The organism is Mycobacterium sp. NBC_00419 (assembly GCF_036023875.1).
GTDB lineage: Bacteria > Actinomycetota > Actinomycetes > Mycobacteriales > Mycobacteriaceae > Mycobacterium.
In genome coordinates this window covers 830,974-853,067 of record NZ_CP107931.1, presented here as the reverse complement: position 1 = coordinate 853,067, position 22,094 = coordinate 830,974, and the positions used below count along the sequence as shown (strand labels likewise).

At 68.3% G+C, this 22,094-nt stretch carries 22 protein-coding genes; 16 read left to right on the top strand and 6 right to left on the bottom strand.

Going from position 1 to position 22,094, the window contains the following annotated elements:
- The first annotated feature begins 1 nt into the window (after nucleotide 1).
- Nucleotides 2-880, top strand: coding sequence for an AAA family ATPase (locus tag OG976_RS04130; protein WP_328358252.1), 879 nt, complete (start codon nucleotides 2-4; stop codon nucleotides 878-880).
- A gap of 11 nt (nucleotides 881-891) precedes the next feature.
- The gene (locus OG976_RS04125; RefSeq protein WP_328358249.1) at nucleotides 892-2,337 is read left to right on the top strand and encodes a vWA domain-containing protein; all 1,446 of its coding nucleotides are present in this window, start codon (nucleotides 892-894) and stop codon (nucleotides 2,335-2,337) included.
- On the opposite strand, the gene OG976_RS04120 is transcribed toward OG976_RS04125, so the two are convergent.
- Complete coding sequence (locus tag OG976_RS04120; RefSeq protein ID WP_328358246.1) at nucleotides 2,334-3,476, bottom strand: PE-PPE domain-containing protein; 1,143 nt, start codon at nucleotides 3,474-3,476, stop codon at nucleotides 2,334-2,336. The two genes, OG976_RS04125 and OG976_RS04120, sit on opposite strands and share 4 nt — an antisense overlap.
- 166 nt (nucleotides 3,477-3,642) lie before the next feature.
- Between OG976_RS04120 and nadD the strand changes: the two genes are divergently transcribed.
- Genes nadD through OG976_RS04095 form a run of 5 tightly spaced genes read left to right on the top strand, consistent with a single transcriptional unit; the run spans nucleotide 3,643 to nucleotide 6,952 of the window.
- Nucleotides 3,643-4,290, top strand: a complete 648-nt coding sequence (gene nadD, locus OG976_RS04115; protein ID WP_328358243.1) for a nicotinate-nucleotide adenylyltransferase — start codon at nucleotides 3,643-3,645, stop codon at nucleotides 4,288-4,290.
- On the top strand, nucleotides 4,274-4,669 hold the full coding sequence (rsfS, locus tag OG976_RS04110) for a ribosome silencing factor (RefSeq protein ID WP_328358240.1): 396 nt from the start codon (nucleotides 4,274-4,276) through the stop codon (nucleotides 4,667-4,669). The genes nadD and rsfS overlap by 17 nt, the downstream gene beginning before the upstream one ends.
- Complete coding sequence (gpgP, locus tag OG976_RS04105; protein ID WP_328358237.1) at nucleotides 4,666-5,334, top strand: glucosyl-3-phosphoglycerate phosphatase; 669 nt, start codon at nucleotides 4,666-4,668, stop codon at nucleotides 5,332-5,334. Before rsfS ends, gpgP begins: the two co-directional genes overlap by 4 nt.
- A complete protein-coding gene (octT, locus tag OG976_RS04100; protein WP_328358235.1) occupies nucleotides 5,324-6,103 on the top strand; it encodes a diglucosylglycerate octanoyltransferase in 780 nt (259 codons plus the stop codon). The genes gpgP and octT overlap by 11 nt, the downstream gene beginning before the upstream one ends.
- Nucleotides 6,104-6,106: 3 nt before the next feature.
- The gene (locus OG976_RS04095) at nucleotides 6,107-6,952 is read left to right on the top strand and encodes a DegV family protein (protein ID WP_328358232.1); all 846 of its coding nucleotides are present in this window, start codon (nucleotides 6,107-6,109) and stop codon (nucleotides 6,950-6,952) included.
- A gap of 2 nt (nucleotides 6,953-6,954) precedes the next feature.
- Here the strand turns inward: OG976_RS04095 and OG976_RS04090 are convergent, their stop codons facing one another.
- Nucleotides 6,955-8,025, bottom strand: coding sequence for an NAD(P)H-dependent amine dehydrogenase family protein (locus OG976_RS04090; RefSeq protein ID WP_328358229.1), 1,071 nt, complete (start codon nucleotides 8,023-8,025; stop codon nucleotides 6,955-6,957).
- A gap of 153 nt (nucleotides 8,026-8,178) precedes the next feature.
- Between OG976_RS04090 and OG976_RS04085 the strand changes: the two genes are divergently transcribed.
- The 3 genes from OG976_RS04085 to holA are packed head-to-tail and all read left to right on the top strand — an operon-like array spanning nucleotide 8,179 to nucleotide 11,444.
- The gene (locus OG976_RS04085) at nucleotides 8,179-8,970 is read left to right on the top strand and encodes a ComEA family DNA-binding protein (RefSeq protein ID WP_328358226.1); all 792 of its coding nucleotides are present in this window, start codon (nucleotides 8,179-8,181) and stop codon (nucleotides 8,968-8,970) included.
- 35 nt (nucleotides 8,971-9,005) lie between these two features.
- Complete coding sequence (locus OG976_RS04080; RefSeq protein WP_328363149.1) at nucleotides 9,006-10,433, top strand: ComEC/Rec2 family competence protein; 1,428 nt, start codon at nucleotides 9,006-9,008, stop codon at nucleotides 10,431-10,433.
- 57 nt (nucleotides 10,434-10,490) lie between these two features.
- Nucleotides 10,491-11,444 (top strand): DNA polymerase III subunit delta, encoded by a 954-nt coding sequence (holA, locus tag OG976_RS04075; protein WP_328363147.1) that lies wholly within the window; start codon nucleotides 10,491-10,493, stop codon nucleotides 11,442-11,444.
- Nucleotide 11,445: 1 nt separating this feature from the next.
- On the opposite strand, the gene rpsT is transcribed toward holA, so the two are convergent.
- Nucleotides 11,446-11,706 carry a 30S ribosomal protein S20 gene (gene rpsT / locus OG976_RS04070; RefSeq protein WP_328358223.1) on the bottom strand — a complete coding sequence of 87 codons (261 nt, stop codon included), beginning with the start codon at nucleotides 11,704-11,706 and terminating at the stop codon, nucleotides 11,446-11,448.
- A gap of 269 nt (nucleotides 11,707-11,975) precedes the next feature.
- Here rpsT and OG976_RS04065 point away from each other — a divergent pair, with 269 nt between their 5' ends.
- From OG976_RS04065 to OG976_RS04055, 3 genes are read left to right on the top strand one after another with little or no spacing between them, the layout of a single operon-like run.
- Nucleotides 11,976-13,544: a circularly permuted type 2 ATP-grasp protein gene (locus tag OG976_RS04065; RefSeq protein ID WP_442930497.1), complete on the top strand. Its 1,569-nt coding sequence runs from the start codon at nucleotides 11,976-11,978 to the stop codon at nucleotides 13,542-13,544.
- Entirely contained in the window at nucleotides 13,544-14,521 is a 978-nt protein-coding gene (locus OG976_RS04060; RefSeq protein WP_328358217.1) for an alpha-E domain-containing protein, read from the top strand. Before OG976_RS04065 ends, OG976_RS04060 begins: the two co-directional genes overlap by 1 nt.
- On the top strand, nucleotides 14,521-15,360 hold the full coding sequence (locus OG976_RS04055; protein ID WP_328358215.1) for a transglutaminase family protein: 840 nt from the start codon (nucleotides 14,521-14,523) through the stop codon (nucleotides 15,358-15,360). Before OG976_RS04060 ends, OG976_RS04055 begins: the two co-directional genes overlap by 1 nt.
- A 24-nt stretch (nucleotides 15,361-15,384) precedes the next feature.
- Here the strand turns inward: OG976_RS04055 and OG976_RS04050 are convergent, their stop codons facing one another.
- Nucleotides 15,385-16,956, bottom strand: a complete 1,572-nt coding sequence (locus OG976_RS04050; RefSeq protein WP_328358212.1) for a PepSY-associated TM helix domain-containing protein — start codon at nucleotides 16,954-16,956, stop codon at nucleotides 15,385-15,387.
- Between the two features lie 100 nt (nucleotides 16,957-17,056).
- Nucleotides 17,057-17,884, bottom strand: coding sequence for a ribonuclease Z (locus tag OG976_RS04045; protein ID WP_328358209.1), 828 nt, complete (start codon nucleotides 17,882-17,884; stop codon nucleotides 17,057-17,059).
- A gap of 249 nt (nucleotides 17,885-18,133) precedes the next feature.
- On the opposite strand from OG976_RS04045, the gene glnT reads away from it, so the two are divergent.
- Genes glnT through OG976_RS04030 form a run of 3 tightly spaced genes read left to right on the top strand, consistent with a single transcriptional unit; the run spans nucleotide 18,134 to nucleotide 21,026 of the window.
- The gene (gene glnT, locus OG976_RS04040; protein ID WP_328358206.1) at nucleotides 18,134-19,504 is read left to right on the top strand and encodes a type III glutamate--ammonia ligase; all 1,371 of its coding nucleotides are present in this window, start codon (nucleotides 18,134-18,136) and stop codon (nucleotides 19,502-19,504) included.
- Nucleotides 19,504-20,271, top strand: a complete 768-nt coding sequence (locus OG976_RS04035; protein WP_328358203.1) for a creatininase family protein — start codon at nucleotides 19,504-19,506, stop codon at nucleotides 20,269-20,271. The genes glnT and OG976_RS04035 overlap by 1 nt, the downstream gene beginning before the upstream one ends.
- A gap of 23 nt (nucleotides 20,272-20,294) precedes the next feature.
- The gene (locus OG976_RS04030) at nucleotides 20,295-21,026 is read left to right on the top strand and encodes a TetR/AcrR family transcriptional regulator (RefSeq protein WP_328358200.1); all 732 of its coding nucleotides are present in this window, start codon (nucleotides 20,295-20,297) and stop codon (nucleotides 21,024-21,026) included.
- A gap of 9 nt (nucleotides 21,027-21,035) precedes the next feature.
- Here OG976_RS04030 and OG976_RS04025 read toward each other — a convergent pair whose 3' ends face one another.
- Nucleotides 21,036-22,040: an aldo/keto reductase gene (locus OG976_RS04025; protein ID WP_328358197.1), complete on the bottom strand. Its 1,005-nt coding sequence runs from the start codon at nucleotides 22,038-22,040 to the stop codon at nucleotides 21,036-21,038.
- Between the last annotated feature and the right edge of the window lie 54 nt (nucleotides 22,041-22,094).

The window sequence follows — 22,094 nt, the reverse complement described above, 5'->3', positions numbered from 1 at the left end:
CGTGACTGAAACTCCGGCACGCCCGGCCCCGCTGTTCGCTGACATCGAGGATGTCTCCAAGCGGCTGGCCGAGACCGGCTACCTGCCCGACACCGCGACGGCCACCGCGGTGTTCCTCGCCGACCGGCTCGGCAAGCCGCTGCTGGTCGAAGGCCCGGCCGGCGTCGGCAAGACCGAACTGGCCCGTGCGGTCGCGCAGTGCACCGGTTCGGGTCTGGTGCGGCTGCAGTGCTACGAGGGTGTCGACGAGGCGCGCGCCCTCTACGAGTGGAATCACGCCAAGCAGATCCTGCGGATGCAGTCTGGGGCCAACGACTGGGACCAGGCCAAGACCGACATCTTCAGCGAGGAATTCCTGCTGTCCCGCCCGCTGCTGACCGCCATCCGGCGCACCGAGCCCACGGTGCTGCTGATCGACGAGACCGACAAGGCCGATATCGAGATCGAAGGCCTGCTGCTCGAGGTCCTCTCCGACTTCGCGGTCACCGTGCCCGAACTGGGCACCATCACCGCATCGCGCACCCCGTTCGTCGTGCTGACCTCCAACGCCACCCGCGAACTGTCCGAGGCGCTCAAGCGGCGTTGCCTGTTCCTGCACATCGACTTCCCCGACCCCGACCTCGAGCGGCGCATCCTGCTGTCCCGCGTCCCGGAGCTGCCCGAGTCGCTGGCCGCCGAACTGGTGCGCATCATCGGTGTGCTGCGCGGTATGCAGCTCAAGAAGCTGCCATCGGTGGCCGAGACCATCGACTGGGGCCGCACCATCCTGGCGCTGGGCATGGACACCATCGACGACGCCACGATCGCCGCCACCCTGGGCGTGATCCTCAAACACCAGTCCGACCAGCAGCGCGCGGCCGGCGAGCTCCGGCTCAACTAGGGAGTCAGCAGATGGCCGTCCGCAGGGTCCGCCCCCCACAACCGCTGGCGCCGCATGGCCTGCCGGGTCACCTGGTTGGGTTCGTTGAAGCGCTTCGGGCGCAGGGTATTTCGGTTGGACCCTCGGAGACTGTCGATGCCGGGCGGGTGCTGACCGTCTTGGGCCTCGGTGACCGCCAGGCGCTGCGGGAGGGGTTGGCCTGCGCGGTCTTGCGCCGGGCCGACCACCGCCAGACCTACGACGCGATGTTCGACCTGTGGTGGCCCGCCGCCCTGGGCGGGCGCACCGTTCTGGTCGACGAGGACGCCGACGAGGACACACCGGACGGGCTGCCCCCCGAGGATGTCGACGCCATGCGCGACATGCTGCTGCAGTTGCTGGCCGACAACCCCGAGATCGGCGATATGGACGACCGGCTGGTCGCCATGATCGCCCAGATCGTCGAGGCCTACGGCCGCTACACCTCCAGCCGTGGACCGTCGTACTCGTCGTATCAGGCACTCAAGGCGATGGGGCTCGACGAGCTGGAGGGCCGGCTGCTGGCCGGGTTGCTTGCCCCGCACGGCGACGATCCCAGCCCCACCCAGGAACAGATCGCCAAAGCGCTTGCAGCGCAAAAGATTCAGCAGCTTCGCCGACTGGTTGAAGGTGAGACCAAGCGGCGTACCGCCGAACAACTCGGTCGCGACCATGTGCAGATGTACGGCATCCCGCAGCTGGCCGAGAACGTCGAGTTCCTGCGGGCCTCCGGCGATCAGCTGCGCCAGATGCGCAAGACGGTCCAGCCGTTGGCCCGCATGCTGGCCACCAAGTTGGCGGCCAAGCGCCGGCGTCACCGCGCCGGGTCGATCGACCTGCGCAAGACGCTGCGTAAGTCGATGTCGACCGGCGGTGTGCCGATCGACGTCGTGCTGCGCAAGCCGCGGCCCGCCCGCCCGGAACTGGTGGTGCTGTGCGACGTGTCCGGCTCGGTGGCCGGGTTCAGCCACTTCACCCTGCTGCTGGTGCACGCATTGCGCCAGCAGTTCTCCCGGGTGCGGGTGTTCGCCTTCATCGACACCACCGACGAGGTGACCCACCTCTTCGGACCCGAGGCCGACCTCGCGTTGGCCATCCAGCGGATCACCCGCGAGGCCGGGGTCTACACCCGCGACGGACACTCCGACTACGGCAACGCGTTCGTGTCGTTCACCGAGAACTTCCACAACGTGCTCTCGCCGCGCAGCTCGCTGCTGGTGCTCGGCGACGGCCGCACCAACTACCGCAACCCCGCCGTCGACGTCCTGGCTCACATGGTCAACGCCAGCCGCCACGCGCACTGGCTCAACCCGGAACCACGTCACCTGTGGGGCAGCGGCGATTCAGCCGTCCGGCGCTACGAGGACGTCATCACCATGCACGAATGCCGGTCGGCCAAGCAGCTGGCGGCCGTCATCGACCAGCTCCTGCCGGTCTAGTCCGCGGCCCTGGCGCTGCGACCGGTGGTCCTGGCGCCCGCGCTGTGGCGAGGCGACCCGGCCTCCGGGGCACTCGAGGCTGCGGCGGCCGACTTCGCGGTGCGTGCCTTCGTCGCATTGACCCTGACCGGGCCGGCTGCGGCAGTGTGGGCACGCTGCAGCGCGCTGCGGATCGCCTGAGCCGGTGAGGCAACCGTGCGAGTGTCGGCGACGGCGGCTGAACCGGCCGGCAGCGACCACGTGGCCGGCGTCGGCTGGCTGTAGTCGGTGCGGTCGTAGCCCTGTTCGACGATGGGCCGCAGGCCCGCATCCCAGGCGTTGAGGAGCGACTCCGGCAGGATGCCGGACAGCGGCATCAACAACGGCAGCCGCGGGGTGCGGACCAGGTAGTAGGTCGTGGTGCCGTGTTCCTGGTAGTACATGCTGTCGCCGCTGGCCTTCGCGGCCGCGATGTCGGCTGCGGTGATCTCGGTCTGCGTCGAGCCGTGGACGTAGATCATGCCCAGGACTGCATTGGCGGTGGCCAGCAGGTTCAGCGGGTGGGTCGGGAAGTCGGCCCAGCCGTCGTACTGCCGGGCGACGTCGATCGTCGGATCGCCGTTGTCGGGGGTGGCGCCGCTGAAGTCGACGTCGAGGATCGGAATGTGCAGGCCGGCGAACCTGGCCATCACGCCGCCGTTGGGTCGGCTGGGGTTCTCGACGAGGACGAAGGTGTTGCCGGTGCCGCCGGGGTGCTCGGCCTTGTACCGCGACACCACCACCGCCCCCTGCGACAGCCCGAAGACGACGTTGCCGTCGGGGTTGCGGGCGTCCAGGTTGCTCACGCCCTGGGCAACCGAACGGTTCCAGGTCAGGTCGAAGATCAAACCGTGTGAGACAGGCCAGAATCCCGCGTTGTAGTCGACGTTGCCCGCCGCGGTGGGCGGGTCTGCCGTCGTCCCGGTGCCGTCGAGCACCCGCCCGATGAAGGCGTGGTATTCCTGCTCGCTGGGCGTCCAGCCGATATTGGTTCCCCGGAGGTAGGTCACGGTGGCCGCTGCGAGTTGGGGAACGCTCGACATCGTCGGGGTCAATCCGACGACCGCGGCCGCGACGGCGGCAGTCACCGCGGTCAGCGCGCCGCCCCACGTGGTTGTCACTTTGCCGCCACCGTTGAACCGCACATCCGATAACCCCCTTCTCCGAGGCGGATCGTAACCCGGCGGGTGTGGTGTCATGGCCGGTTCGGCTTTGCTGACGTGCCGCAGCCGGCCAGCGCTGCGAGCGCTGCGAACAGCTCGGCGGCCTCCCGTAAGCTGGTCAATCGTGGTTTCCTCGGCTCGGCGCAGGCTCGGCGTGATGGGCGGGACGTTCGATCCCGTCCACAACGGCCACCTCGTTGCCGCCAGTGAGGTCGCCGACCTGTTCGAGCTCGACGAAGTGGTGTTCGTACCCACCGGCCAGCCCTGGCAGAAGTCCCGCGATGTGACCCCGGCCGAGGACCGTTATCTGATGACGGTCATCGCGACCGCGGCCAACCCCCGTTTCTCGGTCAGCCGGGTCGACATCGACCGGGGCGGCCCCACCTACACCACTGACACGCTGCGGGACCTGCGCGCCCTGAACCCGGACGCCGATCTGTACTTCATCACCGGCGCCGACGCGTTGGCCTCGATCCTGTCCTGGCAGAACTGGGAGGAGCTGTTCGCCCTGGCCACATTCATCGGCGTCAGCAGACCCGGCTACGACCTCAACGGCCAACACATCGTCGCGGCGTTCGACCAGCTGCCCGAGGAGGCGCTGAACCTGGTCGAGGTGCCGGCGCTGGCGATCTCGTCCACCGACTGCAGGATCCGCGCCGCCAAGAACCGGCCCATCTGGTACCTGGTGCCCGACGGCGTCGTGCAATACGTCGCCAAACGCGGCCTTTATCGTGACCACCGAGGGGATAACCACCATGACCGCGTCGACTGAGTCCATCGCGATGTCCACCATCGCCGCCCGCGCCGCGGCGGCCAAACTGGCGCAGGACATCGTCGTCATCGACGTCTCGGGTCAGCTCGTCATCACCGACTGCTTCGTGATCGCATCGGCCGCCAACGATCGGCAGGTCAGCGCCATCGTCGACGAGGTCGAGGAGAAGATGCGGGCGGCCGGCTACAAGCCCGCCCGCCGCGAAGGTACCCGCGAAGGCCGATGGGTGCTGCTGGACTATGTCGACATCGTGGTGCACATCCAGCATCAGGACGAACGCAACTTCTATGCGCTGGACCGGCTGTGGCGGGACTGCCCACAGGTGAAGGTCGACCTGGATGAGGCAGCCGACGACCCGCAGACCGGTGCGGCGCCGTGAGGGTGCGCCGACTGGTCATGTTGCGACACGGCCAGACCGAGTACAACGCCGGCAGCCGGATGCAGGGCCAGCTCGACACCGACCTGACCGACCTCGGCCGGGCCCAGGCGGTCGCGGCCGCCGAGGTGCTCGCCAAACGGCAGCCACTTCTGATCATCTCCTCGGATCTGCGGCGTGCCTACGACACCGCCGTCGCGCTCAGCGAGCGCACCGCGCTCCCTGTCCACGTCGACACCCGGCTGCGCGAAACCCACCTCGGTGACTGGCAGGGGCTGACCCACCATCAGGTCGACGCCACCGCACCGGGAGCGCGTATCGCCTGGCGCGACGACGCCACCTGGGCCCCGCACGGTGGCGAGAGCCGCATCGACGTCGCCGACCGGAGCCGGCCATTGGTGGCCGAACTCGTTGTCGCCGAGCAGGAATGGGGCCGCGACGAACCCGACCGGCCGGTGGTTCTGGTAGCCCATGGCGGTCTGATCGCGGCCCTGTGCGCGGCTCTGCTGGATCTGCCCGTCGACAGCTGGCCGATACTCGGTGGCATGGGCAACGCGAGCTGGGCGCAGCTGTCCGGGCACAGCGCCGATGACGCGCCGTTCACCGACATCCGGTGGCGCCTGGATGTGTGGAACGCCTCGGCCCAGGTGGCCAACGATGTCCTCTGAAGCTCCTGCCCGCCGGAGTCCATCCCCGGGTCGCTCCGCTCCTGCCCGCCGGTCCCTGCTGGTCTTCGCCGACTCGCTGTCCTACTACGGGCCGCAGGGCGGTCTGCCCTCCGACGACCCGAGGATCTGGCCCAATATCGTTGCCGGCCAGCTGGGTTGGGATCTCGAGCTGATCGGCCGCATCGGCTGGACGTCGCGTGACGTGTGGTGGGCCGCCACCCAGGACCCGCGGGCGTGGGCGGCCCTGCCCCGTGCCGGTGCGGTGGTCTTTGCCACCAGTGGCATGGACTCGTTGCCGTCACCACTGCCGACCGCGCTGCGTGAACTCATCCGCTACGTCCGCCCCGCGGTGTTGCGGCGCTGGGTGCGCGACGGGTACGGCTGGATACAGCCCCGGCTGTCGCCCATCGCCCGGCCCGCCCTGCCGCCGCATCTGAGCGTCGAATATCTTGAAATGACGCGAGCTGCAATAGATTTCAACAGGCCCGGCATTCCCGTGGTGGCGGCGCTGCCGTCGGTGCACATCGCCGACACCTACGGCAACGCCCACCATGGACGCCGGGGCACCGTCAAGGCCATCACCGAATGGGCCGACCAGCACGGAATTGCGTTGGTCGACTTGAAAGAGGCGGTCGCCGAGGAGGTGTTGGCGGGGCGGGGAAACCCCGACGGCATCCACTGGAACTTCGAGGCGCACCAGCGGGTCGCCGAACTGATGCTCAAAGCACTGACCGAAGTCGGCGTGCCCCCCGAGAAATCGCTCGACTGACCCATGGCCGTCGTCGTGGTGACCGACTCCTCAGCTCGGCTTCCCGCCGCGGAAGTCGACCAATGGGGTATCCAGGTTGTGCCACTTCACATTCTGGTCGACGGTGCCGATCTGCCCGACGGCAGCGACGCGATTCCGCCGGATCTCTATCACCGCGGCCAGGTCACCACGGCCGGTGCCACGCCTGCCGAGCTGACCGCGGTCTACCGGCGGGCGCTGGCTGACAGTGGTGGCGACGGTGTGGTGGCCGTGCACATCTCCGGGGCGCTGTCGAGCACGCTGGGCGCCGCCGAGTACGCGGCGGGGGAGTTCGGTGGATCCGTTCGGGTGGTGGACTCGAAGTCGACGGCGATGGGCACCGGATTCGTCGCATTGGCTGCCGCCGGTGCGGCGCGGGCCGGCCTCGATCTGGATACCGTTGCCGCACGGGCCGAGTCGACGGTCGGTCGGGTACACGGCTATATCGTGGTGCACCGCTTGGAGAATCTACGGCGCAGCGGCCGGATCGGGACGGCGGCATCGTGGCTGGGGACCGCACTCGCGCTCAAGCCGCTGTTGCGCATCGACGAAAGTGGACAGCTGGTCCTGGTCCAACGGGTCAGGACCGCCTCCAAGGCGCTCGCAGCGATGGTGGAGCAGGTTCTTGCGACGGTCGGGGAGCACCGCGCGAGACTGGCCGTGCACCACATCGACAATCCGGACGTCGCAGCCGATCTCGCTGCGACACTGGCTGCCGCCCTGCCCGGCTGCGGCCCTGCGGTGATCACCGATCTAGGTCCGGTGCTCGGCGTGCACGTGGGCAGCGGTGCGGTGGGTGTCGTTGCGGCGGTTGAGGAACCGCAGCCCTGACCTCAGCGCGCGGCGAACCGCCCGGTCACCGGCGGTAGGTCGGCCAGCGTCACGATGCCCGGTTCGGCGGCCACCACAGCGGGTACCGCGTTGGTCACCGGCATCGCCGTGTAGATCATGCCCAGCCCCATGAAGCCCTGTTCCGGCCAGTCCTTCGGCGGCAGGCAGTGCAGTACCGTGCGCATGTTGGGCACACCGAAGACCTGGATGACGTGACCGTGTTCCAGCGGCTTGGGCGGGGTGACGTGCGAGCCCATGATCCAGTTGAATCCGACGCTGACGACGTTGCGGTCCCCGACCCAGCCGCGGTGATAGCCGTAGACGCCGCCGACGGTGCCCGCCGGGATGGTCATGAACCCCAGGTCGGAGTCTCCTGTGGCCGGGGTGAACGTGACGTCGAACGTCATCCGGTCCAGGTCGGCGCCGATCGCATCGGCCATCATGGCCGCCGACTCGGCGAACACTTCGCTTTCCTGGCGCACGCTCTCGGCCAGTCCCGGGGTGTCGGGATCACAGCCGAACCCCATCGCGCTCTGGGTGCCTGCCGACTCGTAGGTCGAGCAGTCCACCGATTCGGTGATGCGGATCTCGTCGACCCGTTCACATGCACCGGAGAGGACCATTCCGACCGTGTTGGTCATACCGGGATGGGCGCCGCTGCCGAAGATCGTGGAATTGCCCTTCTCGCAAGCCTTTCGGATCCTCTCAAGGTCCTCCGGAGATTGCTTGCCGCCGGTGATCCACGCGGCTGACGCACAGACGTTCACCCCGGCCTCGAGCAGCCGCACCAATTCGTCGACGCTGGGCCACAGCGGGTTGTAGCAGCAGGCGTCCGGTTCGGCGGCCAGCAGCGCGTCGATGTCATTGGTGGCCTTGATGCCGGTCGGTGTGCCCGGTCCCAGTGGCCAGCCGGACAACTCGGCCGCGTCCACCCCGACCTTGTCGGCGCCGTGCGCGTAGACCCCGACCAGTTCCATGTCCGAGCGGCCGATGATGGCGTGCAGGGACCGGCGGCCGATGTTGCCGGTGGTCCATTGGATGACTCGTATCGGCTTGTCGGTACGTGCGCTCATCGGGCGGTCCTCCTGGACATCTGTAGACACTCTCGTCGCTTTGTACACCAAGTTCGCCCGGCGGTGTGCACAGTCCCGGATTCATCCACAGCCCACCCGGTTCGGCCCGTTTCCGGGCAGTTCTGCGTTGGGCGGCAGACCTACCGTCGCGGCATGGGATCGGAACCACCGTTGGTCAGCCTGCACCGCCGCCTGGGCGTGGCAGAGGAGCAGGCCGGCGAGGATGAGGACCAGGACGCCGCCGCCCTGCCCAGCTGGATTCCCGACGGTCGACCCGAGCGTGGGCGCAGGCTGGTGGCGGCGATCCGGGCTGACCCCGGTCGGGCCGGCGCGCTCGCCATGGGAGTCGTCGCGGTGATCGCCGTGCTCGTCACCGTGGTCACCCTGATGCGCGACGACTCCGCCCCGGTGATGTCAGCCAAGCTGCCGCCGGTGGAGATGGTGTCCTCGGAGGCCCCGCGCTCCGGGGCAGCGGCACCGCAGGGGCCGGTCGTCGTCAGTGTCGTGGGCCTGGTGAACACGCCCGGTCTGGTCACCCTGGCCCCGGATGCGCGGATTGCCGACGCGGTCTCAGCCGCCGGTGGCGCACTCGACGGCGCTGATCTGCTCGGACTCAATCTGGCCCGCCACCTCGTCGACGGTGAGCAGGTCGTCGTCGGCATCCCCATGCCCGCGGGCCAGCCCGACGCCCTGGGCAGCTCGGTCAGCGGCGCCCCGGCCACCTCAGGGGCGCCGACGACGGCAGCGCCGGCGGCACCCCTCGACCTCAACACCGCCAGCGCCGAGCAATTCGACACCCTGCCTGGCATCGGGCCGGTGATGGCGGCGGCCATCGTGGCCTGGCGCGAGACCAACGGAAAATTCACCAGCGTCGACCAACTGGGTGAGGTGGACGGCATCGGTACGGCGCGGCTGGAAAAGCTGCGGAGCCTGGTCCGGGTCTGAGTGCCGTGGACACCGAACCCCCAGCCCGGCTGGATCTGCGGCTGGTGCCTGCCGCGCTGACGGCATGGGCGGTGACGGCCGCCGGGATCGTCTGGTCGGCGGGCGCCGCGCTGGCGGCCACCTGCGCGGTGGTCGCCGCCGGGTGGACCGCCCTGGTGTGGTGGCGCTGCGGTCCGGCGGCAGTCCGGGCCTGCGCGCTCGCGGTGATCGGTACCGCCGTCGTCGGCGCCGGGTTCGGCGTTGCAGTCGCGTTACGCACTGACGCGCTGCGCGAGCACCCCGTCACGGGACGGTTCGGCAGCACCGACTCGGTGACGGTGACTCCGACCGAGAGCCCGAGATCACTGGGCAACGGGCGGCTGATGTTCGCCGCGAACCTCGATCGCCTCGATGCCGTCGAATCATCGGGTCGCGTCGTCGTGTTCGCACCCGTGCTCGGGTTCGCCGAGGTCTCGGCCGGTCAGCCGGCCCGGTTCCGGGCCCGGATCAGCCGGCCCACCCGGCGGGATCTGACGGTGGCGGTGTTGCGCGCCACCGGGGAACCGATCGTGGGCGAGGCCTCCTCGGTGCAGCGGGCTGCGCTTGCCGTGCGGTCGCGGTTCGCCGCCGCGGCGCTCGAGGTGCTGCCTGCCGACCAGGCGGCCATGCTCCCCGGACTCGTACTGGGTGACACGTCGTCGGTCACGCCGGAGACCGCCGCCGAGTTCCGTACGGCGGGCCTCACTCATCTGACGGCGGTGTCCGGCGCCAACGTCACGATCGTGTGCGGGACGGTGTTGCTCTCGGCGCGGCTGATCGGTCCGCGCGCGGCCACCGGGCTGGCGGCGGTGGCGTTGCTGGCCTTCGTCGTCGTGGTTCAACCCAGCGCCAGTGTGCTGCGTGCTGCGGTGATGGGAGCCCTGGCGCTGCTGGCGGTGCTGTCCGGCCGCCGCAGGCAGGCCATCCCGGTTCTGTCGGCCGCGGTCCTCGCCCTGCTCGTGGCCGCCCCGCAACTGGCCGTCGACGCGGGCTTTGCCCTGTCGGTGACGGCGACGGCCGCGCTCGTGGTGCTGGCCCCCGTCTGGTCGGCCCGGCTGGTGGCCCGGGGGTGGCCCAAACCACTGGCCGATGCGGTGTGTATCGCGGTGGCCGCGCAGCTGGTCACCGCACCGCTGGTAGCCGCCATCTCCGGACAACTCAGCCTGGTCGCGGTGTTGGCCAATCTCGCTGTGGCCGTTGTGATTCCGCCTATCACGGTGCTGGGGACGGCTGCGGCGGCACTGTGTCCGGTCTGGGCCGCGGGCGCGGGGCTGCTGATCAGGTTCACCGGGCCGGAACTGTGGTGGTTGTTGCACGTCGCGCGCTGGGCCGGCGCTGTGCCCGGTGCGGCGATCACGGTGCCCTCCGGGGTGGGCGGGGTCGTGACGGTCGGCGGTGTCACGGCGCTCGGCGCCGGGCTGTGGTGGTGGGCGCGGCGCGGGTGATTCGGTGCTGTCGGGTGGGCGTGAAACGATCGGGGCGTGAGCGCGACGGTAGCCAGCCTGCATCTGATCCTGGGCGACGAGGAACTGCTGGTCGACCGCGCCATCAGCCAGGTGCTGCGGGCCGCGCGGGCCGCCGCCGGCACCGACGACGTTCCGGTGAACCGGCTGCGTGCCGGTGAGGTGTCGACCAACGAACTGCTCGAACTGCTGAGCCCGTCGCTGTTCGCCGACGAGCGGGTCGTCGTTCTGGAGTCGGCCGCCGAGGCCGGCAAGGAGGCTGTCGACCTGATCGCCTCGGCCGCGGCGGACCTGCCGCCGGGCACGGTGCTCGTCGTCGTCCACAGCGGCGGCGGCCGGGCCAAGGCGCTGGCCGAACAGCTCAAGAAACTCGGCGCCGAGGTGCATCCCTGCGCCAAGATCGCCAAGGCCGCTGAACGTTCGGACTTCGTCCGCGCTGAGTTCCGCGCCCTCAAGGTGAAGGTCGACGACGACACTCTCGCCGCGCTTCTCGACGCGGTCGGCTCCGACATCCGCGAGCTGGCCTCGGCGTGTTCCCAGCTGGTCGCCGACACCGGCGGGCTCGTCGACGCGGAGGCGGTGCGCCGCTATCACAGCGGTAAGGCGGAGGTGTCCGGCTTCGACATCGCCGACAAGGCGGTCGTGGGTGACATCGCGGGGTCGGCTGAGGCGCTGCGCTGGGCGATGATGCGGGGGATGCCCCACGTTGTGCTGGCCGATGCGCTGGCCGAAGCCGTCCACACGATTGCCAGGGTGGGTCCGCTCACGGGCGACCCTTACCGCCTGGCCTCAGAGCTGGGCATGCCGCCGTGGCGTATCCAGAAGGCTCAGAAGCAGTCGCGGCGATGGTCGCGGGACAAGATCGCCACGGCGATCCGCCTGGTGGCGACCCTCAATGCGGACGTCAAGGGCGCAGCGGCCGACGCCAACTATGTCCTGGAGGACGCGGTGCGCAAAGTGGCGCAATTGGCCGCCGGAAGCGGCCGGGACTAAATCAGATCTTCTGGAAGGCCTGCGCGAGCGCGGACTTCTTGTTGGCCGCCTGATTCTTGTGAATCACGCCCTTGCTGGCGGCCTTGTCCAGCTTGCGGCTGGTGGCGGTCAGCAGATCGCCGGCCTTGTCCTTGTCGCCCTCGGCGGCAGCCTGACGGAACGCGCGGATCGCGGTATGGAGCGAGCTCTTCACCGACTTGTTGCGCAGCCTGCGGCGCTCGTTGGTGAGAATCCGCTTCTGCTGCGACTTGATGTTGGCCACGCGTATATATCCTCTTCGTTCTCAAGCTGGAATGTCGGTCTTGCCGGGGCCGTCAGGCCCTCGGGCAGCGACTGTTCAGGCTACCAGTGCGGGGCACAATCACCCAAAAGCGACGGCCAAGGCCCTGTACTGGCCTGCCGAAAAGTCCAACGTGGTGCAGCATGTGACGGGTGAGCCTTCGAACCCTGCCCTCCGAAGCCAGCCGGTCCTCGCGCAACGGTTCGCGTGAGCCCCGACAACACGACCACATCTTCGGTGGTTACAACAAGATGGGCTCGTACGCGAAGGCCTTCGACGAGATGTTCGACGCCCAGGGCAACGTCCGCGGGCCCTACAAAGGCATCTTCGCCGAGCTCGCCCCGTCCGATGCCGAGGAGCTCGAAGCCAGGGCCGAGGCGTTGGGCCGCGCCTTCATCGACCAGGGCATCACGTTCTCGCTGTCCGGCCAGGAACGGCCGTTCCCGCTCGACCTGGTGCCGCGCGTCATCTCCGCCGCCGAGTGGTCGCGCCTCGAGCGGGGCATCACCCAGCGGGTGAAGGCGCTGGAGATGTACCTCGACGACATCTACGGCGACCAGGAGATCCTGCGCGACGGCGTCATCCCACGCCGTTTGGTGACCTCCTGTGAGCATTTCCACCGGCAGGCCGCCGGGATCAACCCGCCCAACGGGGTGCGCATCCACGTCGCCGGCATCGACCTGGTCCGCGACGCCCAGGGAACCTTCCGGGTGCTCGAGGACAACCTGCGCTCACCGTCGGGTGTCTCCTACGTGATGGAGAACCGCCGCACGATGGCGCGGGTGTTCCCGAACCTGTTCGCCACTCACCGGGTACGCGCGGTCGGCGACTACTCCTCGCATCTGCTGCGGGCGCTGCGCAACGCCGCGGCGACCAACGAGGCCGACCCGACGGTGGTCGTGCTGACCCCCGGCCCGTTCAACTCGGCCTACTTCGAGCATTCGCTGCTGGCCCGGCAGATGGGCGTCGAACTCGTCGAGGGCCGCGACCTGTTCTGCCGCGACAACACCGTCTACATGCGCACCACCGAAGGGGAGCGGCAGGTCGACGTCATCTACCGCCGCATCGACGACGACTACCTGGACCCGATGCAGTTCCGGCCCGACTCGGTGCTCGGGGTGGCCGGGCTGCTCAACGCCGCCCGCGCCGGAAACGTCGTGATCTCCAGCGCGGTGGGCAATGGCGTCGGCGACGACAAGCTGGTCTACACCTACGTGCCCACGATCATCGAGTACTACCTCGGCGAGAAGCCGCTGCTGGCCAACGTCGACACCTTCCGGTGTTGGCTGGACGAGGAATGCGAAGAGGTCCTCGACCGCATCGACGAACTGGTCATCAAGCCGGTCGAGGGATCGGGTGGGTACGGCATCGTCTTCGGACCGGACGCCTCGGAGAAGGAACTGGCCGCGACCCGCAAGAAGATCCTCGGTGACCCGCGGGGTTGGATCGCCCAGCCGGTGGTCCAGCTCTCGACGGTGCCGACCAAGGTCGGTGACAGCCTGGCGCCGCGCCACGTCGACCTGCGGCCGTTCGCCGTCAACGACGGCGAGGACGTCTGGGTGCTGCCGGGCGGTCTGACCCGCGTCGCCCTCACCGAAGGCTCCCTGGTAGTCAACTCCAGTCAGGGCGGTGGCTCCAAGGACACCTGGGTGCTGGCGTCACGGACGTCGGTGGCGGCCCGCGAGCTGGGTGCTGCCGAGATCCTGCGCAAGCTTCCCAAGGCGGCCAAGGCGCCCGCGGTCGAGAAGGCTCCCGAGCAGTCCGGTCAGCAACAGCAGGGCCAACAACAGCAACAGCAGCAGCAGGCGGTGATGCACTGATGCTCGCCCGTAATGCCGAGGCGCTCTACTGGATCGGGCGCTACGTCGAGCGCGCTGACGACACCGCCCGGATTCTCGACGTCACCGTGCACCAGCTGCTCGAGGATTCCAGCGTCGACCCCGACCAGACCTCCCGGGTGCTGCTTCAGGTGCTCGGTATCGAACCGCCCAAACACCAACTCGACCTGTGGTCGCTGACCGACCTGGTGGCGTTCAGCCGGGGTCTGCCGGGCGGTTGCTCGATCGTCGACGCGATCTCGGCTGCCCGCGAAAACGCCCGATCCGCAAGGGAAGTCACCTCCAGTGACATGTGGGAGTGCCTCAACACCACCTACAACGCGCTGGCCGAGCGGGAGCGGGCGGCCCGCAGGCTGGGCCCGCACGAGTTCTTCTCCTTCATCGAGGGCCGCGCGGCGATGTTCGCCGGGCTGGCCGACTCGACTCTGTCCCGGGACGACGGCTACCGGTTCCTGGTGCTGGGGCGGGCCATCGAACGGGTGGACATGACCGTGCGGCTGCTGCTGTCGCGGGTCGGGGACAGTGCCTCCTCGCCGGCCTGGGTCACGGTGCTGCGCTCGGCGGGCGCGCACGACACCTACCTGCGGACCTACCGCGGTGTGCTCGACGCCAACCGGGTCGTCGAATTCATGTTGCTGGACCGGCTTTTCCCGCGCTCGATCTACTACTCGCTCAAACTCGCCGAACACAGCCTCGACGAACTGATGCACCGTGCGCACAACCGGATCGGCGCCACCGCCGAGGCCCAGCGGCTGCTGGGCCGGGCCCGCAGTGAGTTGGAGTTCATCCAGCCCGGCGTGCTGCTGGAGTCACTCGAGGAGCGGCTGGCCGCTCTGCAGGAGACATGCGCCGGCGTCGGAGAAGCCGTGGCGCTGCAGTACTTCCACTCCGCGCCGTGGGTGGCTTGGTCGGATGCCGGGCACAACGGTGCGCTGGTTGTCGAGGAAGGTGAGATCTGATGTGGCGGATGCGCGTGGTGCACGCGACAGGCTACGCCTACAAGTCGCCGGTGACCGCCTCCTATAACGAGGCCAGGCTCACCCCGCGGTCGGACTCTCGGCAGAACGTGATCCTCAACCGTGTGGAGACCGTTCCCGCGACCCGCAATTACCGCTATGTCGACTATTGGGGAACCGCCGTAACGGCTTTCGACCTGCACGCGCCACACACCGAGCTGGAGGTGACGTCCTCCTCGGTGGTCGAAACCGACAAAGCCGAGCCGCTGGAGAAGTCCGTCTCGTGGGAGGAACTCGCCTCCCCGGCGGTGCGCGACCGCTTCGACGAGGTGCTCACCCCGACGCAGTACACCCCGGGCAGCCGGCGGCTCGAGCGCGTCGGCAGGCGCATCATGAAGGAGAACGACCCGAACGACGCCGTGGTCGCCGCGGCCAGGTGGGCGCACAGCGAGTTGCAGTACGTTCCCGGTACCACCGGCGTGCACTCGTCGGGTCTTGACGCCCTGCGTGAGGGCAAGGGCGTCTGCCAGGATTTCGCCCATCTGACACTGATTCTGTTGCGCGGCATGGGAATTCCGGCACGCTACGTTTCGGGCTATCTGCACCCCAACCGCAAGGCCGTCGTCGGCGACACGGTCGACGGGCAGAGCCACGCCTGGATCCAGGCCTGGATAGGCGGCTGGTGGAACTACGACCCGACCAACGACTCAACGATTAACGAGCAGTACATCAGCGTCGGCGTGGGCCGCAACTACGGGGATGTCTCACCGTTGAAGGGCATCTACTCCGGTGAGGGCTCCACCGACCTGGATGTGGTGGTCGAGATCACCCGCCTGGCCTGACCGGGCGGGTGATCCGCACCCCACCTAGTTCTGCGCGCCGACCGGCACCTCGTCGTCCTCGCTGCCGGCGACCGCGTCATCGGTTGCCGGCAGCGCCGTTTCGGGTGCGCGGCGCCGGACGGCGACCACCGCCTCGGCCACCAGCATCACAAGCAGTGAGACACCGAACACCGGGTAGAGCACCCCGAGCCCGACGGCGACGACCGTCACCACGCTCATCGCCCCCTTGGGTGTGTTGGCGCGGGTGGCTGCACTGGCCGGGGCGGGCAGTCCGGTGCCGCCGGCCGGGCGGCGCTTCCACCACATGAGGAACCCGGTCACCACGCTGGTCAGCACACCGAGGCAGGCCAGCGTCGCGGTGATACGGGTCAGCACGCCGAACTGATTGCCCATGTGCATGGCGATACCGAAACTGGTCAGCCGGGACAGCGCACCGTCCTGGGCGGCGGTGGCATTGGCGATGGTGGCCCCGCTGAACTGGTCGAGATACAGGGTGCGCTGTTCGGAAACCCGCTGCGGCCAGCGGTTGACCACGGTGTAGCTGCCGTAGACCGTCGTGCCGTCCTCGGTCGAGTTCGAGGGCGGGATGATCGAATAGCCGGGAACCATGTGCTCGTCCTTGGCGATTCGGTCGATGTCGGCGAACGGCAGCGGCGCCGCCACGGCACCGCCCCGCTGGGAGGCGTAGATCGGGTCGTCGGTGGCGGCCCAGGCGATGCGGCGTCCGAGCCGGTCGTAATCACCCAGCTTGGCCGGCGTCGAGGGCGCGTCGATGGACGTGGACGGGGTGACCGTGGCGGTCACGGCGCGCCAGTTCTCGCCCCAGTATCGGGTCCAGGTCATGCCGGAGAGGATGTAGCCGATCAGGATGACCGCGACGACCACGCCGGTGAGGGCATGTAGATCGCGCCAGCGGATCCGGCCGCCCTTGCTCCACCTGACCTTCAGCAACGGCTTCGCGGCTTCGATCGCTCGGGGCCACCACAGGTAGATACCGCTGGCCAGCAGCACCAGGATCCACGTCGCTGTCAGCTCCATCACCAGGTTGCCTATCCCGGCAGGGATGGTGGCTTCGGGATAGGCCGACGGGTTGATCAGATGGCCCAGGGACGGCAGCTGGACGTGCGGGCCGTCGTTGCCGAACATCCGGTGGATCTGATTGGCCCAGCCCACCAGGCCGGAGAGTTGGTTGCGCTGGCCCAGGTAGGCGCCGGTGTACGGGTCGAGGAAAACCTGGACGACGTTCTTCTCGGCCTGCGGGTATCCGGGCGCGTCGGGGGCGAGGAAGTCGACCCGCGTCGATCCGTCCGGATTGTCCGGCGGCGACACCGCTTCGAGGCTGTAGTCGGCCCCGACATGCTCCTTGGCCACGGCGATCTGCTGATCCAGCGGGACTGTCGCCGGTCCCTGCGCGACGACGAAGAGATGCCGGTTCAGCAGCGCATCCAGCGGCTGGCTGTACAGGATGATCAGGCCGGTGCAGGCCAGCACCACCAGCACCGGCGCCGCGAACAACCCGACCCAGAAGTGCAGCCGCCAGATCCGGCGCAGCACAGCAGCCTCACCGCGCCGCTTCGTTGTTTCCGTCGTCGTCATCGCACCCCTTGGACCAGTGGCCGGGCCAGCGTGGCCACAGCTCAGACGTGGCCTTAGTCGGGGGCAGGGGTGCTGCAGTTCCCGGGTTGGGAGAAAAAGATCAGCCGATCGACACCTGGTGCAGGTCGTCGCCGAGTTCGATACGACCGCTGAACTCGGTCGCCGCCTTGGCCCGCCACTGGTCTTCCTGACCGGGCGCCAGCGGCGGCACGTAGTGGGTGAGCACCAGGGTCTTGACGCCGGCGCGCTCCGCGGTGGCCCCGGCCTGCTCCACCGACGAGTGGTAGTCCAGGATGTCGCGCAACCGCTGCACGGGTATCTGCTCGACGAGATCGGCCCGGATGACGGTGTGCACCAAAGCATCTGCCCCACTGGCTAATTCGTCGAGCGTTGCGCACGGTACGGTGTCGCCGGCCAGGACTACCGAGGTGCCGTCGTGCTCGACCCGGAAGGCGATCGTCGGCTCGACCGGCCGGTGATCGGTCGGGGCGACGGTGATCCGCACGCCGTCGGCATCCCACACCTGGCCCTCGGTGTACTCGTGCACCTGGATCGACGGCGGCTCGGTGATGTCGGGGTGATGGCCGATGCGGTAGGAGATGTCGGGTGCCAGCGCGGCCAGCGTCGCCTCGACGACAGCCTTGGTGCCCGGCGGGCCGATGATCGGCAGCGGGGTCGGGACGAACGTCGTCACCCAGCGGGTGGTGATGACATCGGACAGGTCGGTGATGTGGTCGCTGTGCAGGTGTGTCAGCAACAGAGCGCTGATATTGGCCGCGCCCACCCCCACAGCGGCGGCCCGCATCAGCGCGCCGCGGCCACAGTCCACCAGAAAGACCGCCTCGCCGGCCTTCACGAGGGTGGACGGTCCCGCCCGATTCGGGTCGACCATGGGGCTTCCGGTGCCGAGCAGGGTGATGTCAATCATGGCGTTATTACTACCCTGCGACCGTCATTCACGCCGGGCCGACACCCAGTGCGGGTCGCCACCACGACCTTTTCAATACTGTATTGATCACCGGTAATCATCGGAGCAGGGAAAGATGCTGTTCGCCATCGATCATTGCCTGCTCTTTCAATAGGTCATTCACTAACCGGAAACACCCCGGCAATAGATCGCCCCTACGGTCGGAGTTCTACCGCCGCCGGCTTCGCGTCGGCCGCTGAAAGGAATCAGATGACCACCACGCTCAACGGCCACGCGCGGGACTCCGACGTCGGCCAGATCGCCGAGGCGTTGGCGACCGCAGGCGTTCGGTACGCCGCGATCAGCTTCGTTGACATGCACGGTAAGCCGAAGTCGAAGATGGTTCCGCTGGCACACCTCGAGCAGGCCGCGTACGGATCGGAGATGTTCACCGGCGCCGCACTCGACGGTGTTCCACAGGACGTCAACGACGACGAGGTGGCACCCCACCCGGATCTCGGCAGGGCGATCATCATGCCGTTCAACCGCGAGATCGCCTGGTTCCCGGGAGATCTGTGGATCGGCGACACCCCGTTCGAGGCGTGCAGCAGGCAGATCCTCAAGCGGGTCACCGCCGACGCCGCGTCCCTCGGCTACACCTTCAACCTGGGGATCGAGACCGAGTTCTTCCTGCTGTCGGACAGCTCCGGCGTTCCGGCTCCCGCCAGCCCGGACGACACCCTCGACAAGCCCTGCTACGACCTGCGCACCATGTTGCACAACTTCGGCGTGGTCGACGAGATTGTCAGCGCCATGAACGAATTGGGTTGGGACGTGTACTCGTTCGACCATGAGGACGGCAACGGTCAGTTCGAGACCGACTTCACCTACACCGATGTGGTGACAATGTCCGACCGCTTCGTGTTCTTCCGGATGATGGTCGGTGAGATCGCCCGCAAGCACGGCCTGTTCGCATCGTGGATGCCCAAGCCGTTTGCCGATCGGACCGGCAGTGGTGCGCACTTCAACATGTCACTGGCCGACTCCGCAGGCACCAACCTGTTCGCCGCTGCCGGCGACCCCCGCGGGTGTGGTCTCTCGGAACTGGGCTACCAGTTCCTCGCCGGTGTGCTCCGGCACGCGCCGGCGATCTGCGCGGTGATCGCCCCCACCGTCAACAGCTACAAACGGCTGGTCAAACAGGGCAGCATGTCGGGGCTCACCTGGGCCCCTATCTTCGCCTGCTACGGAGACAACAACCGCACCAACATGCTGCGAATCCCCAAGGGCGGTGGCCGAGTCGAGTGCCGGGCCGCCGACAGCGCCAACAATCCATATCTGGGGGCCGCCCTGATGCTGGCCGCCGGATTGGAGGGGATCCGCGAGGGGCTCGACCCGGGAGAACCCAACCGGGACAACCTCTATCGGCTTTCCGATACTGAGTTGCAGGAGCGGGGGATCACCTGGTTACCGCGCTCGCTCGGCGAAGCCATCGAGGCACTCGAATCGGACCCGTTGGCCCGCAGCGTCTTCGGTGAGGCGATGTTCGCCTCGTTCATCGACGAGAAGCGTGCCGAGTGGGACTCCTACAACGCCCACGTGTCGTCGTGGGAATCCGAGCGCTACCTGAGGTTCTTCTGATGGCCGATGGCGGCAACCATGCGGGCAGTCACCGCTGGGAGGAACTCAACTCGGTCCAGATCGCCGCGCGCCTGGTCGCCGACCCCGACACGGTGGCCCTGATCCCGGTCGGGGCCACCGAACAACACGGCCCGCATCTACCGGTCGGCACCGACACCATCATGGCCACCGCAGTGGCCGAGGCCGCTGGCGGCGACCTGGCGCTGGTGCTGCCCGCACTGTCGTTCGGCGCGAGCATGTTTCACGGAACCCAGCTGGCCGGCACCGTCGCCTTCAGCGGCGAGGACACCGCCGACGCGGCGGTGCGGGTCGCACAGGCGTGCGTCGACTCCGGAGTTCGGCGCATCCTGTTCGTCAACGGGCACGTCGGCAATGCCGCACCACTGTGGCTGTCCTGCGACCGGTTCCGCCGGCTGCATCCGGACCGGCGCATCGGGGTCATGCAGTGGTGGGACCTGACACCCGACATCGCCCGCCGCGCCACCGAGGATGCCGTCGACTGGCATGCCAATGCCGCTGAAACCTCGCTCATGCTGGCGGTGCGCCCGGAGTTGGTGGACATCGACGCGATGGCCGGCGCCGACGATCCTGATCGCACCGCCGGTTCGGTGTTCCGCTATCCCGTTCAGCAGGTGTCCACCAACGGGGTGACCGGATACCCGTCGCGGGCATCGAAGGCGTTCGGTCTGCAGCTGTGGCGGGACGTGGTGGCCGCGGCCCGCGATGTCGTCGAACGCGCCCACGACGAGGTCCCCCCACTGGGGTGAGCGGCGACCTTACAATTCGCCGTGTGCCGACATCGGAGAGCGGGTCGCAGGTCCGTTCCATCGGGCGACCCCGCAACGATGCCGAATCGGTGAGTGCGGCCTCGCCGCGGGTCGGCATCGTCAACGCTGCGACACGGCTGTTCTCCGAAAAGGGCTACGCCCAAACCACGATGAGCGACATCGCGAGGGCCGCGGGCCTACAGCAGTCCTCGCTGTACTACTGGTTTCGCAACAAGGAACAGCTGCTGGGCGAGACACTGCTGGTGAACCGGGCGCCGCTGAAGTTCATCTCCGAGGTGGGCGCCGGTTCGGGCTCGCCGGCGGTGAAGTTGTACCGGTTGCTGCGGTTCGACACCCTGCAGCTGGCGTTGTCGCCGATCGACTTCAACGAGATCCAGCGCATCGCCCACAACCAGCGCACCGAGTTCCACCAGTTCTGGACGGATTACGAGCGACTGAAGAACTGGGTTGCCGACCTGATCGGCGCCGGCATCGCCGAAGGCAAGTTCATCGACTGCGATCAGCAGGAGACTGCGGGTCTGCTGTTGAACTTCGACGAGGGAGCGCAGAAACGCACCCGGCTGCACACCGACGTGGGTGACCGGGGGGCCGAGGCGATCAGGGTCGCCGAGCAGGTCGCCGTCATCGCCGTGCGCGGCCTGCTGAAGCGCCCGAGTGAGATCGCGCGAATCAGCAGTCAGGCCGCACAGTTCGACGATGCCGCGATGGCGCTCCGGGCTCGCCAGGAGTCCTGAGCCGCATCATCATTCCCGGCCGGCCGACACCCAGGTGAGGTCGGTGAACCGGTCACCGGTGACAGCGGCGGCGGCCGTATCCAGTGCTGCCAGGTGCTCACCGGTCAGCTCGACCGACAGCGAGGCCGCGTTCTCGTCGACCCGAGCGGCCCGCCGGGTTCCCGGAATCGGCACCGACGCCACACCGAGTGTCCGGGCACGCTGCCGAAGCCAGGCCAGCGCCACCTGCGCAGGCGTGCCGCCGAGTTCCTCGGCAACCGCGGAAACCGCTTGCACCACAGCAAGGTTGGCGTCCAGAGCGCCTTCGGCGAAGCGCGGCATGGTACGGCGGAAGTCCCACTCGGAGGAGAAGTCGCCCGTTGATCGGATCGCACCGGCCAGGAAGCCGCGCCCCAGCGGTGAGTACGGCACGAACCCCACGCCGAGTTCCACGGCCGCCGGTACGACATTGCGTTCCACGTCGCGACTCCACAGCGACCACTCACTCTGAACCGCGGCGATCGGGTGCACCGCGACGGCGGCGCGCAGTTCGTCGGCGGTGACCTCCGACAGGCCGAGGTGGCGCACCTTGCCCGCGCTGACCAATTCGGCCATCGCACCCACGGTCTCCTCGATCGGCACCGAGAGGTCACGGCGGTGCATGTAGTACAGGTCGACCACATCGGTGCCCAGACGCGTAAGACTGTCTTCGAGGCACTGCCGCACGTAGTCGGCGCCACCGAAGGCGCGCAGCGTGCCGGTGGTGGGATCGCCGCCGATGCCGAATTTCGTGGCCAGCGTGACCTCCTCACGGCGATCAGCGAGCAGTCGCCCGATCAGCTGCTCGTTGGCGCCCAGGCCGTAGACGTTGGCGGTGTCGATGAAGCTGACACCGACGTCGACGCAGTGGTGCAGCGTCGCCAGCGACTCGGTGTCGTCCACCTCGCCGTAGACCGGGGTCAGCGCCATCGCGCCGAAGCCGATCGCGCTGACCGTCAAACCATCGCCCAGCTGCGTCGCGGGAAGTGCGCCCATCGTCAAGCCTCCTGGTAGTCGTCTCGATCACTACCCAACACGTGCGGTTTGCAT